Source organism: Massilia phyllostachyos, from assembly GCF_021044825.1.
Taxonomy (GTDB): Bacteria; Pseudomonadota; Gammaproteobacteria; order Burkholderiales; family Burkholderiaceae_D; genus Telluria; species Telluria phyllostachyos.
The window spans coordinates 23,354-38,014 of sequence record NZ_JAJNOC010000005.1; the positions used below are offsets into that span (position 1 = coordinate 23,354).

At 66.4% G+C, this 14,661-nt stretch carries 14 protein-coding genes; 10 read left to right on the plus strand and 4 right to left on the minus strand.

Annotated elements, in window-relative coordinates:
• The first annotated feature begins 63 nt into the window (after positions 1-63).
• The 6 genes from LQ564_RS15535 (at position 64) to LQ564_RS15560 (ending at position 6,428) form a co-directional block, all read left to right on the plus strand.
• A complete protein-coding gene (locus tag LQ564_RS15535) occupies positions 64-540 on the plus strand; it encodes a disulfide bond formation protein B (RefSeq protein WP_371873503.1) in 477 nt (158 codons plus the stop codon).
• Positions 537-1,364, plus strand: a complete 828-nt coding sequence (gene prmC, locus LQ564_RS15540) for a peptide chain release factor N(5)-glutamine methyltransferase (protein WP_231059026.1) — start codon at positions 537-539, stop codon at positions 1,362-1,364. The genes LQ564_RS15535 and prmC overlap by 4 nt, the downstream gene beginning before the upstream one ends.
• Positions 1,365-1,440: 76 nt before the next feature.
• Complete coding sequence (locus tag LQ564_RS15545) at positions 1,441-3,243, plus strand: DUF885 domain-containing protein (protein ID WP_231059027.1); 1,803 nt, start codon at positions 1,441-1,443, stop codon at positions 3,241-3,243.
• 78 nt (positions 3,244-3,321) lie between these two features.
• Positions 3,322-4,917, plus strand: a complete 1,596-nt coding sequence (gene gshA / locus LQ564_RS15550) for a glutamate--cysteine ligase (protein ID WP_231059028.1) — start codon at positions 3,322-3,324, stop codon at positions 4,915-4,917.
• A 26-nt stretch (positions 4,918-4,943) separates the two neighbouring features.
• Positions 4,944-5,939, plus strand: a complete 996-nt coding sequence (locus LQ564_RS15555; RefSeq protein ID WP_231059029.1) for an arginase family protein — start codon at positions 4,944-4,946, stop codon at positions 5,937-5,939.
• 36 nt (positions 5,940-5,975) lie between these two features.
• Positions 5,976-6,428, plus strand: a complete 453-nt coding sequence (locus LQ564_RS15560) for a GNAT family N-acetyltransferase (RefSeq protein ID WP_231059030.1) — start codon at positions 5,976-5,978, stop codon at positions 6,426-6,428.
• A 10-nt stretch (positions 6,429-6,438) separates the two neighbouring features.
• Here the strand turns inward: LQ564_RS15560 and LQ564_RS25850 are convergent, their stop codons facing one another.
• The 3 genes from LQ564_RS25850 to LQ564_RS15570 all read right to left on the minus strand — a co-directional run bounded on the left by LQ564_RS25850 (position 6,439) and on the right by LQ564_RS15570 (position 9,161).
• Positions 6,439-6,573, minus strand: a complete 135-nt coding sequence (locus LQ564_RS25850) for a hypothetical protein (RefSeq protein WP_269143571.1) — start codon at positions 6,571-6,573, stop codon at positions 6,439-6,441.
• A gap of 153 nt (positions 6,574-6,726) precedes the next feature.
• Positions 6,727-7,170: an FKBP-type peptidyl-prolyl cis-trans isomerase gene (locus LQ564_RS15565; protein WP_231059031.1), complete on the minus strand. Its 444-nt coding sequence runs from the start codon at positions 7,168-7,170 to the stop codon at positions 6,727-6,729.
• Between the two features lie 113 nt (positions 7,171-7,283).
• Positions 7,284-9,161 (minus strand): potassium transporter Kup, encoded by a 1,878-nt coding sequence (locus LQ564_RS15570; protein WP_231059032.1) that lies wholly within the window; start codon positions 9,159-9,161, stop codon positions 7,284-7,286.
• A gap of 165 nt (positions 9,162-9,326) precedes the next feature.
• On the opposite strand from LQ564_RS15570, the gene rarD reads away from it, so the two are divergent.
• The 4 genes from rarD to LQ564_RS15590 all read left to right on the plus strand — a co-directional run bounded on the left by rarD (position 9,327) and on the right by LQ564_RS15590 (position 13,877).
• Positions 9,327-10,205, plus strand: coding sequence for an EamA family transporter RarD (gene rarD, locus LQ564_RS15575; RefSeq protein WP_231059033.1), 879 nt, complete (start codon positions 9,327-9,329; stop codon positions 10,203-10,205).
• Between the two features lie 67 nt (positions 10,206-10,272).
• Entirely contained in the window at positions 10,273-11,940 is a 1,668-nt protein-coding gene (ettA, locus tag LQ564_RS15580; RefSeq protein ID WP_231059034.1) for an energy-dependent translational throttle protein EttA, read from the plus strand.
• A 153-nt stretch (positions 11,941-12,093) separates the two neighbouring features.
• Positions 12,094-12,627 (plus strand): REP-associated tyrosine transposase, encoded by a 534-nt coding sequence (locus LQ564_RS15585; protein ID WP_231059035.1) that lies wholly within the window; start codon positions 12,094-12,096, stop codon positions 12,625-12,627.
• A gap of 101 nt (positions 12,628-12,728) precedes the next feature.
• On the plus strand, positions 12,729-13,877 hold the full coding sequence (locus LQ564_RS15590; protein WP_231059036.1) for an acyltransferase family protein: 1,149 nt from the start codon (positions 12,729-12,731) through the stop codon (positions 13,875-13,877).
• A 65-nt stretch (positions 13,878-13,942) separates the two neighbouring features.
• Here LQ564_RS15590 and LQ564_RS15595 read toward each other — a convergent pair whose 3' ends face one another.
• A complete protein-coding gene (locus tag LQ564_RS15595) occupies positions 13,943-14,515 on the minus strand; it encodes an outer membrane beta-barrel protein (protein WP_231059037.1) in 573 nt (190 codons plus the stop codon).
• Between the last annotated feature and the right edge of the window lie 146 nt (positions 14,516-14,661).

A 14,661-nucleotide genomic window follows, 5' to 3' on the forward strand; every position in this document is an offset into this window, starting at 1 on the left:
ATTAAGTGGCCTCACAGCCTTCATGCGAGAATGCTCCGTCCCCAACACCATAAGAACCTGACAATGCTGCCCTCCACCCGCCAGATCCTGTTCGCCATCTCCTCGATCTGCTTCGCCCTGATCGCGGTCGCCCTCTACCTGCAGCACATCCAGGACATGATGCCCTGCCCGCTGTGCGTGATCCAGCGCTACATGTTCCTGGCCATCGGCGTGTGCACCCTGGTGGCGGCGATCAGCGGCAAGGTGCGCGAAGGGACCATCCTCGCGCTGCTGGCGGCCATCGGCGGCCTGGTCACGGTCGGCAAGCACCTGTACGTGATCGCCAACCCGGGCTTCAGCTGCGGCATCGACCCCATGGAGACGATGCTGAACAAGATCCCGACCGCCGAATACCTGCCCTGGATCTTCCGCGCCAACGGCCTGTGCGAAGGCGCCACCGATTCGCTGCTGGGCCTCGCGATCCCGCAATGGTCGGCGGTCTGGTTCGCGATCCTGACCGTGCTGCTGGTGGTCGTCCTGCTGCGCAAGAAGCGCGCATGAGCTTTGTCATCGACGCCGGCGCGACCATCGGCCGGCTGCAGGCCGCGCTGCCCCTCGACGCGCTGGAAAACCGCATCCTGCTCTGCCACGCCCTCGGTATCACGCGTGTCGGCCTGATTACCCAGTCCGAACGCGTGCTGACCGAGGAAGAAGCGCGCCGGCTGGCCGCCCTGGTCCTGCGCCGCCTCGACGGCGAACCGATCGCCTACATCGTCGGCGAGCGCGAGTTCTTCGGCCTGCCCTTCCAGGTCTCGCCTGCCGTCCTAATCCCGCGTCCCGACACCGAACTGATCGTCGAACTGGCGCTCGAGCGCCTGCCGCCGAATGGCCGCCTGCTCGACATGGGCACCGGCAGCGGCGCGATCGCGGTCGCCTGTGCCCACAGCCGCCGCGATGCGATAGTGACCGCGCTCGACCTCAGCGAAGCGGCGCTGGACATCGCGCGCGCCAACGCCGCCGCCAACGGCGTCGATGTCCGCTTCCTGCGCAGCGACTGGTTCGGCGCACTGCAAGACGAACGCTTCGCGCTGATCGCCTCCAACCCGCCCTACATCGACGCCGACGACGTACACCTGTCCCAGGGCGACCTGCGCTTCGAACCGGCGAACGCGCTGACGGATCACGCCGACGGCCTGTCGGCCCTGCGCACCATCGTCGATGGCGCCCCCGCGCACCTGGTCCCGGGCGGCTGGCTGCTGCTCGAACACGGCTACGACCAGGCCGAAGCGGTGCGCGCGCTCCTCGACGCGCGCGGCTTCCAGGACGTGCAGAGCTGGCGCGACCTGCCCGGCATCGAACGGGTCAGCGGCGGCCGTTTCCCCTGACGCGCCCTAGCCTGCGCGGCGCCCCGGATGGCCTTGTTAAAATGGCCATTCCGACAACGATTCCTGCCAGCGCCGCATGCGCACACTGTTCGCTTCCCTCGTCCTGCTCGCCCCACTCGTCTGCTGCGCCGCCGATACCGCGGCGATGGAGGCGCGCCGCCTGTTCGAGCGCGAATGGCAGTGGGGCTTGCGCCAGCAACCCGAGTATGCGACCGGCATCGGCGAACACCGCTACGACGCCCTGCTGACGGACACCTCGCTGGAAGCCCGTGCCGCGGCGCTCGACCATGCGCGCCAGGCCCTGCTCGATGCCCGCAAGATCGACCGCGCCCAGCTCGGCGCAGCGGACCAGTTGTCGCTCGACCTGTTCATCGCCGCGCGCGAACGCCAGCTGGCGGCCGGCGCCTTCGCCGCCTTCGACCCGCAGCCGATCAGCGCCTGGGACGGCCTGCAATTGCGCCTGCCGCGCCTGGTCGCCCAGATGCCGTTCACGAGCGAGGCCGACTACCGCAACTACCTCGGCCGCCTGGACGCCCTGCCCGCCCACGTCGACGGCCTGATCGCGCAGCTGCGCGCCGGCCTGGAGGCTGGCTGGACGGTGCCGAAGGTGGCCATCGCACCGGTCCCGGCGGCGCTGCACGCCCTGCACGAGAACATCGCGGGCGGCCCGCTGTTCGCGCCTTTCCTGCGCATCCCGGCCGCGATCGACCCGGACACCCGGGAAGCGCTGCTGGACGAGGGCATCACGGCCCTGGCCCGCGCCGCCGCCAGCCTGCACCGGTTTGACACCTTCCTGCGCGAGGAGTACCTGCCTGGCGCGCGCGAGACCATCGGCGCCGGCCAGCTGCCGAACGGCGCCGACTGGTACGCCTTCCTGGTGCGCAGCAGCACCACCACGGCCTTGACGCCGGACCAGGTCCACGCGATCGGCCTGCAGGAAGTCGCGCGCATCCGCGCCCTGATGGCGGCTCAGGTAGCACGCACCGGCTTTCGCGGCGACTTGCCGCGCTTTCTGGTGTTCGCGCGCAGCGACCCGCGCCTGTTCCCGCAGGACGCGAATACCCTGCTGGCGCGCTACGGCAAGGCGGTGGCGCGCGCCCGCGCCAAACTGCCCAAACTGTTTACCGCGATTCCCGAGGCCGGCCTCGCGGTCAAGCCGATGGCGCAGGAAGGAGCCGGCCAACCGGTCGCCTATTACGAAGCCGGCAGCGACGAGCGCACCGCCGCGCTGGTGGTGAATGTATCGAAGCTGGCCACCCGTCCGCTGTGGCAGGTCGACAGCGTGGCCCTGCACGAGGGCCTGCCCGGCCACCACCTGCAGGTGGCGCGCGCCCGGATCCTGGACCTGCCGGCCTTCCGCCGCCACGGCTGGTACGAGGCCTATGGCGAAGGCTGGGCCACCTATGCGGAAGGGCTGGGCGACGCGCTCGGCTTCTTCGGCGACCCGTTCACCCGCTTCGGGCGCCTGAACGAAGAGATGCTGCGCGCCGCGCGCCTGGTGGTGGACACCGGCATCCACGCCAAAGGCTGGTCGCGGCGCCAGGCCATCGATTACCTGAACGCCAACACCGCCAATCCGCCGGAGGACAACGAGGCCGAGGTCGACCGCTACATCGCGCGGCCGGCCCAGGCCCTGGCCTACAAGATCGGCCAGCTGCGCATCCTGGAGCTGCGCGCGCTGGCGAGGAAGGAGTTGGGGCCGCGCTTCGACCTGCGGCGCTTCCACGACGCGGTGCTGGGCGCCGGCGCGCTGCCGCTCGACTTCCTGCAACGGCGGGTCGAGGCCTGGATCGTGCGCGAAAAAGAGGCAGCCGCGCTGGCCCCTGCCGCCGCCGCCGCGGCGTCCATACGGCCGGGCGAGGCTGCCGGGCAGGAATGAGGCGGTCGCCGACGCGCTCCCCGTTTTTCGGTTACTCTCTGCTCCAATCCGCATTGGCAGTATAAGAAAGGAAACACTGTGTCGAACCAACTCCAACGCCGCCTCGCCCTGCTCGACGACGACGACCACCGCGCCCTGCTCGGCCAGGGCCTGCGTGGCATCGAACGCGAAACCCTGCGCGTCGACCGGCAGGGCCGCCTGGCGCGCACCCCGCATCCAGTGAAACTCGGTTCGGCACTGACCCATCCGCTCATCACCACCGACTACGCCGAAGCCCTGCTGGAATTCATCACCCCGGCCGAGCACGACATCTCGCTGGCCCTGAACCGGCTGGACGCCATCCACCGCTACGCCCACTCCCGCATGCCGGACGAGATCCTGTGGAGCGTGTCGATGCCGGGCGAGCTGCCGTCGGAAGAAGAGATCGAGATCGCCTGGTACGGCAAGTCGAACATCGGCATGCTCAAGCACGTCTACCGCCGCGGCCTGGCGCTGCGCTACGGGAAGGCGATGCAGTGCATCTCGGGCATCCACTACAACTACTCGCTGCCGGAAAAGCTGTGGCAGCTGGTCGCCGCCAGCGAAGGCATCGTCGAGGAGCGCCGCAACGCCCTGCGCGACTTCCAGTCCGAAAGCTATATCGCGACCATCCGCAACTTCCGCCGCTACAGCTGGCTGCTGATGTACCTGTTCGGCGCCACTCCCGCGCTGACCCGCAGCTTCCTGCGCGGCGGCGCCCACGGCCTGGAAACCCTGTCCGACGACACGCTCTACCTGCCCTACGCCACCAGCCTGCGCATGAGCGACCTCGGTTACCAGAACGATGCCCAGGCCGGCCTGCGCCCGCACGAGAACAGCCTGGAAAGCTATGTGACGAGCCTGATGGGCGCGGTGAACACGCCCTACGCGCCCTACGCGGAGATCGGCACCAAAAAGGATGGCGAGTGGGTGCAGCTGTCGACCAACGTGCTGCAGATCGAGAACGAGTACTACTCGACGATCCGTCCGAAGCGCGTGATCCGCACCGGCGAGCGTCCGGTGCAGGCGCTGTGCAACCGCGGCGTGCAGTACATCGAAGTGCGCTGCCTGGACGTCGACCCGTTCGAGCCGGTCGGCATCTCGCTCGAGACCGGCCGCTTCCTGGACGCTTTCCTGCTGTTCTGCGCGCTGGAAGAAAGCCCCCTGATCAGCGCCCACGAAGGCCAGATCCACGCCCGCAATTTCGCGCGCACCGTGAAGGAAGGCCGCCGCCCGGACCTGACCCTCACCCGCGACGGCGTCGAGGTGCCGCTCAAGGACTGGGCGCTGGAACTGATCGAGCGCATCCGCCCGGTGGCCGAGCTGCTCGACGTCGAGCACAACGAGAGTGGCGTGCATGCGAGCGCGCTCGGCCTGCAGAAGGCCAGGATCGACAACCCGGCGCTGACGCCATCGGCGCGGGTGCTGGAAGAGATCCGCGCGCTCGGCTCGGCCGCCGCCTTCGGCTTGCGCCAGAGCGAGCTGCATGCGGCGTCGTTCCGCGAGAGCCCCCTGATGCCGGCCGAGGAAGCGCTGTTCGACGAGATGGCGGCCAATTCGCTGGCCGAGCAGGCGACCATCGAGGCCACCGACACCGGCAGCTTCGACGACTTCGTCGCCGCCTACAACAGCAGCACCCTGTGCGGTAACCATTAAGCCCACCGCGAGCGAACGGGGCGCCGGTGCTCACCTTCTACAACGAACACCACGCCCTGGCGGCGTCGCTGCATGCGGCGGCGCTGGCGCCCCTGCTGTCGGCGCTGGAGCGGCGCGGCCTGGGACGGATCGTCACGCCGCACGGCGTGCCGCTGGTCTCGCTCGAGCGGGTGCACAGCCCGCGCTACCTGCATTTCCTGCGCACCGCCTGGAGCGAATGGCTGGCGCTCGATCCAGGCAACGCCGGCCGCGAGCTGCTGCCCGGCAGCTGGCCGGTGCGCGGCATGCGCGACGACGTCGAACCGCCCGACCTGCGCGCCCGCGCCGGCCTGTATGCCTCCGACACCCGCACCCCATTGACGGCCGGCGCCTGGACCGCCGCCAAGACCGGCGCCGACTGCGCGGTGAACGCCGCGCACGCGCTGCGCATGGGCGAACGCGGCAGCTTCGCGCTGACCCTGCCGCCCGGGCGCCACGTGGGCGCCGACTGGTGCGGCGGCGGCGGCTTCCTGAACAATGCCGCGCTGGCGGCCCAGCACCTGCTGGACGACGGCTTGCAGCGCGTCGCCATCCTCGACCTCGGCCCGCACCACGGCCACGGCACCCAGCACATTTTCTATGCACGCGGCGACGTGCTGTTCGCCTCGCTGCACCTGGATCCGCAACATGCCTGGCCCTGGTACGCCGGCCATGCCATTGAAACCGGCGCCGGGGCGGGACTACACCACACCCTGAACCTGCCGCTGGCCGCGGGGCTCGGCGCCGCGCAATGGTTCGCCGCGCTGGAGACGGGCTGCGTCAAGCTGGGCATGTTCCGTCCCGAGGCGCTGGTGGTCTCGCTGGGCGCCGAGCTGGCCGCCCATTTCGCCCTGGCGGGCGCCGACTTCCTGCGCCTGGGCGAACGCATCGCCCACCTCGGCCTGCCGACCGTCTTCGTGTTCGAGGGCGCCGACCGGGCCGGCGGCACGGAGTACGCTACCCACCTGGTCAACGTCCTCGAAGGTTTCGAGACCGCCGCGTAGAATACGGCGTCCGCAATCCACACCAATCCAACGACCATGATCGACTGGCAGCTCTCCTCCTTCAACGACCTCACTCCCGCCGACCTGTACGAGGTCCTGGCCCAGCGCCAGGATGTCTTCATCCTCGAGCAGACCTGCCTGTATCCCGACATCGACGGGCTCGATCCGGTGGCCCACCACCTGCTCGGCTGGCGCACGGTCGAGGGCAAGCGCCAGCTGGCGGCCTACCTGCGCATCCTCGGCCCCGGCGTGAAGTACGACGAGATGTCGCTGGGACGCGTCATCACCACCAAGGCAGCGCGCGGCAGCGGCGCCGGGCGCGCCCTGCTGAACGAGGGCATCGCCTGCGCCGAGCGGCTGCACCCCGGCCACCGCATCCGCATCGGCGCCCAGCAATACCTCGAAGCCTTTTATCAGAGCTTCGGCTTCGGGACCGTCTCCGCCCCGTACGACGAAGACGGCATCATGCACATCGACATGCTGCGCTGAAGCGCCCGCTTCATCTCGACCAGCGGCCGGCCACGTACACGACGAGCGCCGCCAGCAGCAGCCAGCCATCAGGGCCGACCCGCGGCGGCATCGACACCGCCTGGCAGCTGCCGGGCGCTGCGGCGGCGGCAGCACTGGTTACCAAGAAAATGAGCAGTAGAAAGGTGCGCATAGGGAGGCTCGGGAAGTCGGAACCCCGCAGCATCCGCCATGCGAACCCGGCCGCTCCTGCGCCAGCTCAGGCGTGCGCGCAAAAAAAAACCGGGGCAAAGGCCCCGGTTCCCTGGAACAGTGTCTCTTATTGCACGGTGTTCAGCACGATCTCGAACACCAGGCCCGAATTGCCCGGGATGTTCGGCGCGCTGCCGGCCACGCCGTAGCCCAGGCTCGACGGCACTTCGACGGTGCGCTTGCCGCCGACCTTCATGCCGGTCACGCCCTGCTCGAAGCCCGGGATCACGGCATTCGCGCCCAAGCGGAAGGTGAAGGGACCGGCTTCGATCTGCTTGCCCTTGTGGTCGGCCTTGGCGGCGTCGTACAGCCACAGGGTGTAGTTCAGGGTCACGGTCTTGCCGCTGACCGCTTCGGCGCCGGTGCCGACGGTGTTGTCGGTCTTGACCAGGGCGGCCGGGCTGCTGACCGAGGTATTGCCGCCGGGGTTGTCGTCGCCGCCGCTACCGCCGCAGGCGGTCAGGCTCATCACGGCGACGAAAGCGGCGATCAGGGGAAACTTCAGCTTCATGGAAACAGTCCTTGCAAGTGGGTGCGGGAAAAGTTTATACAACGTAACTCCGCACCTTACCTCAGCCATGCGTATGCGTGTGTACGGCGATTGTATTTGTTTGTATTTCCGCCCTAGATCTCGACCTGGGTGCCCAGTTCGATCACCCGGTTCGGCGGAATCTGGTAATAGTCGGCCGCCGCCCGCGCATTGCGCGACAGCATCGCGAACAGGTGCTCGCGCCACGGCGCCATGCCGCGGCCGGGCGTCGAGATCACGGTCTGGCGCGCGATGAAGAAAGAGGTTTCCATCATCTCGAAGGCGAGACCGAGGCCGCCGCACTGGCGCAGGATGCCCGGAATGTTCGGCTCGTCCTTGAAGCCGTACTGGACATTGAGCTGGAAGCAGTTGTGGCCCAGTTCGACCACCTCGACCTGTTCTTCGGTCGGCACCCACGGTTCTTCGCGGATGTGCACCGTGAGGAACACGACCCGTTCATGCAGAACCTTGTTGTGCGACAGGTTGTGCAGCAGCGCATGCGGCACGCCGTCGCTCTCGCCGCGCAGGAACAGGGCGGTGCCGGGCACGCGCGCCGGGGGCGCCACGAACAGCGATTCCATGAAGGCTTCCAGCGGGATCGCATGCTTTTCCAGGTTCTCGAAGACCAGCTCGCGGCCGCGCTTCCAGGTCAGCATCAGGGTCAGGAGGATGGTGCCCAGCAGCAGCGGGAACCAGCCGCCGTGGAACAGCTTGAGGGTGGTCGACGAGAACAGCATGATGTCGATCACCAGGAAGAAGCCGGTCGCGCCCAGGCACACCGCCAGCGGCAGCTGGAAGCGGTAGCGGGTCACGAAGAAGGTCAGGATGGTGGTGGCCATCATGGTGGCGGTCACCGCGATGCCGTAGGCGCCGGCCAGCTCGTCCGAGGAACCGAAGCCGATCACGGCGATCAGCACGATGGCCAGTTGCAGCCAGTTCACGGCCGGGATGTAGATCTGGCCGATCTCGCTTTCCGAGGTGTGCAGGATGCGCATGCGCGGCAACAGGCCAAGAGCAATGGCCTGCTTGGTCATCGAATAGGTGCCGGAAATCGTCGCCTGCGAGGCGATCACCGCCGCCATCGTCGACAGGATCACCAGCGGGATCACGCTCCAGGTGCCGAGCTGGTGGAAGAAGGGATTCTCGACCGCATCCGGCTGGGTGATGAGCAGGCCGCCCTGGCCCAGGTAGTTCAGCACCAGGGCCGGAAAGGCAATCATGAACCAGGCCATGCGGATCGGCTTGCGGCCGAAGTGGCCCATGTCGGCGTACAGCGCCTCGGCGCCGGTGATCGCCAGCACCACCGCGCCCAGCGCGACGAAGGCCAGCAGCTTGTTCTCCAGCATGAAGTGCAGCGCGTGATACGGGTTCAGCGCATTCAGGATGACCGGCGCCTGGATGATGTTGATCACGCCCATCACGGCCAGGGTCAGGAACCAGACCAGCATCACGGGGCCGAAGAAGCGGCCGATGCCGGCGGTGCCGTGGCGCTGCACGCTGTACAGCGCCACCAGCACCACCACCGCCATCGGCACCACGTAGTCGGCCATGCCGGGGGCCGCCACTTCCAGGCCCTCGATCGCGCCCAGCACCGAGATCGCCGGCGTGATCACGCTGTCGCCGTAGAACATGGTGGCGCCGAGCACGCCGATCACCAGCAGCGGAAAATGCCAGCGCGAATGCTTCGTCACCGAATTGGTGGCCAGCGCCATCAGGGCCATAATGCCGCCCTCGCCGCGGTTATCGGCGCGCAGCACCAGGGTGACATACTTGAGCGAGACAATGACGGTCAGGCTCCAGAAGATCAGGGAAATGACGCCGAGGATGTTTGGCGCGGTGAGGGGCAGGCCGTGGGTGTCGTCGAAGATGGCGCGCAGGGTGTACAGGGGGCTGGTGCCGATGTCGCCATAGACGATGCCGATGGCGGCCAGGGTCAGCGCCGCGACGCTGCTCTTCTTGTTTTCGGAGCTCAAGGTTGCACCATTGTTCTGTTCTGGTGCGGCGCACCATAAAATATCGACAAGAAAATTGCAAGAAAATTTCTTCGTGCATCATACACCTGCTTAATTCTGGCAAGCGCCAGCGGAGAAATTGCGCATCTGGGATAATGCCAACCCAGCAATTCGCCCCCTCTTCCCATGCGTTCCGGTATCCTGTCCGCGGCCCTCGCCTTCCTGTGCTGGGGCCTGTTCCCGATCTATTTCCATGCCATCGGCGACGTGCCGCCGCTGCAGATCCTGGCGCACCGGATGCTGTGGTCGCTCGCTTTCCTGCTGCTCGTGCTGGCGTTCCGGCGCCAGTGGAAATGGCTGGCGCTGGTACGTCAGCCGCGCGTGTTCTGGAGCTTCGTCGCCTCCGCTGTCCTGCTCTCTGCCAACTGGCTGGTATACATCTGGGCGGTCAAGAACGGCCACGTGATCGAGGCCAGCCTCGGCTATTTCATCAATCCGCTGGTGAACATCATGTTCGGCTACTTGCTGCTGAAGGAACGCATGCGGCCGGCGCAATGGGGCGCGATCGCGATCGCCGCGCTGGGCGTGGCCTGGCTCACCTGGCAGTCGGGTTCGGTGCCCTGGATCGCCCTGTTCCTGGCGGCTTCCTTCGGCGGCTACGGCCTGCTGCGCAAGACCGCGGCGCTCGGCGCGCTCGAGGGCCTGTCGTTCGAGACCATGGTGCTGTTCCCGATCGCCGCCGGCTATGTCGGCTGGCTGACGTTCACTGGGGACAATGCCTTCATCAATACGCACTCCGACATGACGCGCGCGCTGCTGGTCGCGGCCGGGCCGATCACGGCGATCCCGCTGCTGCTATTCGCCACCGGCGCGCGCAAGATCCCGCTGTCCATTCTCGGTTTGCTGCAATACCTGTCGCCGACCCTGCAATTCCTGCTGGGCGTGTGGATGTTCCATGAGGCATTCAGCAGCGACCGCCTGGTCGGCTTCCTGATGATCTGGGGCGCGCTGCTGCTGTTCGCGGGCGAAGGCCTGTGGCGCAGCAGAGCGGCAAATAAAGTCTGAGCTAACCCTGTGACCGGCACGGGTTCTGTCGTATCCTGTGCACCTTAAACAACACCAGAGTACAAGCATGGCCAATTACGTCTATACCATGAACCGCGTGGGCAAAATCGTCCCGCCAAAACGTCAGATCCTGAAAGATATTTCGCTGTCCTTCTTCCCGGGCGCCAAGATCGGCGTGCTGGGCCTGAACGGCTCGGGCAAGTCGACCCTCTTGAAGATCATGGCCGGCATCGACACCGACATCCAGGGCGAAGCGCGCCCGATGCCGGGCCTGAACATCGGCTACCTGCCGCAGGAACCACAGCTCGATCCGGACAAGACCGTGCGCCAGGAAGTCGAATCGGGCCTCGGTGAAGCCTTCGAAGCGCAGGCCAAGCTGGAAGCCGTCTACGCCGCCTATGCGGAAGAAGACGCGGACTTCGACGCCCTGGCGAAAGAGCAGGAACGCCTGGAATCGATCATCGCCGCGGCCGACGGCGGCAACCTGAACCTGCAGATGGAAATGGCCGCCGACGCGCTGCGCCTGCCGCCGTGGGACCAGAAGATCGGCGTGCTGTCGGGCGGCGAGAAGCGCCGCGTGGCGCTGTGCAAGCTGCTGCTGAGCAAACCCGACATGCTGCTGCTCGACGAACCGACCAATCACCTGGACGCCGAATCGGTCGAGTGGCTGGAGCAATTCCTGCTGCGCTTCCCGGGCACCGTGGTCGGCATCACCCACGACCGCTACTTCCTCGACAACGCCGCCGAATGGATCCTGGAACTGGACCGCGGCCACGGCATCCCCTGGAAGGGCAATTACTCGTCCTGGCTGGACCAGAAGCAGGCGCGCCTGAAGCAGGAAGAGGCGACCGAATCGGCGCGCCAGAAAGCGCTGCAGAAGGAACTCGAATGGTCGCGCCAGAATCCGAAGGCGCGCCAGGCCAAGTCGAAAGCCCGCCTGGCCCGCTTCAACGAACTGAGCGAATACGAATACCAGAAGCGCAACGAGACGCAAGAGATCTTCATCCCCGTGGCCGAGCGCCTGGGCAACGAAGTCATCGAGTTCAAGAACGTCTCGAAGGCCTTCGGCGACCGCCTCCTGATCGACAACCTGTCCTTCACCGTGCCGCCGGGCGCGATCGTCGGCATCATCGGCCCCAACGGCGCCGGTAAGTCGACCCTGTTCAAGATGATCGCCGGCAAAGAGCAGCCGGACAGCGGCGAAGTCGCGATCGGCAAGACGGCGAAAGTCTCGCTGGTCGACCAGAGCCGCGACGAACTGGCCAACAACAAGACCGTGTTCGACGACGTCTCCGGCGGCGCCGACATGCTGAGCGTGGGCCGCTTCGAAATGCCGTCGCGCGCCTATCTGGGCCGCTTCAACTTCAAGGGCTCGGACCAGCAGAAGGTGGTCGGCAACCTGTCGGGCGGCGAACGCGGCCGCCTGCACCTGGCCAAGACCCTGCTGCAGGGCGGCAACGTCCTGCTGCTGGACGAACCGTCGAACGACCTGGACGTCGAAACCCTGCGCGCGCTGGAAGACGCCCTGCTGGAATTCGCCGGCAGCGTGATGGTGATCTCCCACGATCGCTGGTTCCTGGACCGCATCGCGACCCACATCCTGGCCTTCGAAGGCAACTCGCAAGTCACCTTCTTCGACGGTAACTACCAGGAATACGAAGCCGACAAGAAGAAACGCCTGGGCGAAGAAGGCGCCAAGCCGAAACGCATCCGCTACAAGCCGCTCACCACCTAAGTGCTTGTTTCGTAATGGAAAGCCCCCGCATGCCGGGGGCTTTTTATTAGCGGAAACGGAACGCGGTCGTATAAAAGTCGTGTGTAGAATCGCCCGGATTGGGCCTTTGGGTCAGGGGATGGCTTTGCCGCACGCGGCTGGCTGCAAGAGCACATGACTGATTACCGCGACAACCGCGTCCCGGGCGGGACCTTCTTTTTCACGGTGCGCCTGCTCGAACCGGGAAGCACCCTGCTGACGGACCAGTTCGCCGCCTTCGGCGAAGCGATGCGCCTGGCGCGCGTGCGCAAACCCTTCCATGTCGATGCCTGGGCGGTCTTGCCCGACCATGCGCATGCGATGTGGACCTTGCCACCGGGCGACCATGACGTCGCCAGCCGCTGGCGCGCCGTCAAGATCGCCTTCTCGAAGGCGCTGCGCAAGTCCTGCGTGCCGAATGCGAACGACGGCGCCATCTGGGCCCGCCACTACCAGCACTACCGGGTCGGCGACGACGACGAATATGCGGCGCTGATCGACTATACCCATACCAACCCCGTACGCCATGGCCATTGCCTCCATCCTGACGACTGGCCCTGGTCCTCGGTGCACCGCTTCGTCAGCGCAGGCCATGGGCTGCCCGGGCCGGGGCCGATCGTGCCGCCCTGGGTGTACCGTCCCCAGTCACAGGGTTTTGCCCGCCTCTGAGCTAAAAGACGGGATCGGCGCATTACTTGGTGGGAATGTGTGACAATGCCCACCTTTCCACTCCGTATCATGCTGGCTCGACCCACCAGCTTTTTCGACTCATGGCACCTTCGACCGACACCCGGCCGAAACTCGCCTGGATCCAGGCCTTGCGCGGCGTTGCCGTCCTGTTCGTCGTCCTGACCCACGCGCGTTACTACTTCCTCGACACCCCGACCTGGCCCCTGGCCGAGCAATTGCTGCGTCCCGGCGCCATGGGCGTCGACCTGTTCTTCGTGATCAGCGGCTTCATCATGGTCTACACGACCCGCCACGTGGCGGGCACGCCGCGCGACGCCTTCGACTTCCTGGTGCGGCGCTTCGCCCGCATCTGGCCGTTGTATGCGGTCATCACACTGGCCTGGCTGACCGTCGCCCACAGCGGCTTCGGCTGGCTGACCAACTGGCCGCCGTTCAAGGCCCTGCTGCTGAGCCTGAGCTTCCAGCCGGTCGACATCGAAAACCCCCTCTACTTCAGCGCTTCCCTGCCGCTCGGCTGGACCCTGAACTTCGAGATGTATTTCTATGTCGTGTTCGGCCTGTGCCTGCTGGCGGGGCGCCGGCGCTGGCTGCTGCTGGCCGGCTGGATCCTGTTCACGGTGCTGGTCATCCCGGCGCTCAAGCGCGACCTGACCCTGGACGTCCTGACCAACTTCCGCTTTTCGATCGCCTACCTGAACCTGGTGACCAATCCGATCATCCTGGAATTCCTGGCCGGCGTGGCGATCGGCTGGCTCTACCTGCAGGACTGGTTCGCGCTGCGCTCGCAGACGGTGGCGCGCCACCTGGTGTTCCTGGCGCTGGCGCTGGCGGCCTGGGCCAGCTGGGGCACGCTGGTCAATTTCCATGGGCCCAAGCAGTGGGGCGCCGTGGTCGCCCTCATGGTGCTGGCGCTGGCCCTGGCCAGCAAGACGATCGAGCTGGCCCCGCCGCGCGTGCTGGTCTGGCTGGGAACGATCTCGTTCTCGCTGTATCTGACCCACACCACCACCCAGCTGCTGGCGACGCGCGCGGTGGAAGCCATCGGCGGCGACACGCACGGCTGGAGCCACGTGCTGCTCACCACCGCGCTGGCGATCTCGGTCGCGGCCGCCGTCTACCATTACCTCGAGCAGCGCCTGTCCGACCTGACCGCCACGGCACTACGCCGGCTGGGATCGAGGCTGGGCAGCCGCCCGGCAGGCGGGACAGCCCTCGACCCGCGCCGCTAGCGCACAAACAAAAAGGCCCCGCAGGGCCTTTTTGTTTGGTGAAGCTGTCGCTCAGGAGCTGTCGATCAGAAGCTGTACTTCGCGCCGATGGTCAGCACGTCGGCCTTCTGGCCGAAATCCTTGCTCTTGCCATAGCGTTCGTACTCGGCGACCAGGGCCACGTCCTGGTTCAGCTGATACTGGGCGCCAAGCGCGCCATAGGCCTCGGTCTTGCTGCGGCTGATACTTTCGATACCGCTGATTGCGCGCAGTTCGGCCTTGTTGCGCGCCGCGCCCAGCTTGCCGTAGACCGAGAATTGTTCGTTCACCGGCAGGGTGGCCTTGGCCGCCAGGTAGGCCGAGTGGCCTTCGGTTTCGCCACGCACATTGGCATTGCCGATGCGGTAGTTGACGTCCGACTTGCGGAAGTCGGTATAGCCGGCTTCGACGCCCCAGTTCTGGTTGAACTCGTAGCCGCCGAAGAGTTTGCCGGAAGCCTTCCAGCCCTCGGTATCGACATTGGCGGCGCCCGGAGCCTTCAGGTCGTGGTCGGCGCTGGCGATACCGGCGCCGATATAGGCGCGCGGCGCGGTTTGCTGGGCCTGGGCTGCCGACATGGCGGCGACGGATGCGATCAGTGCAACGATGAGCTTGTTCATGCGTGAATCCTTTACTTGTCTGGTTCGCGATTCCCGTGAATCGCGATGGCTTCACGATAGCACTCGGGCAATCCTAAAACCGTCCCAAACCCGTAAGAACTGTAAGCAAGTGTAACTTAATGACTCTTCGGTTAGATATTTTCTGG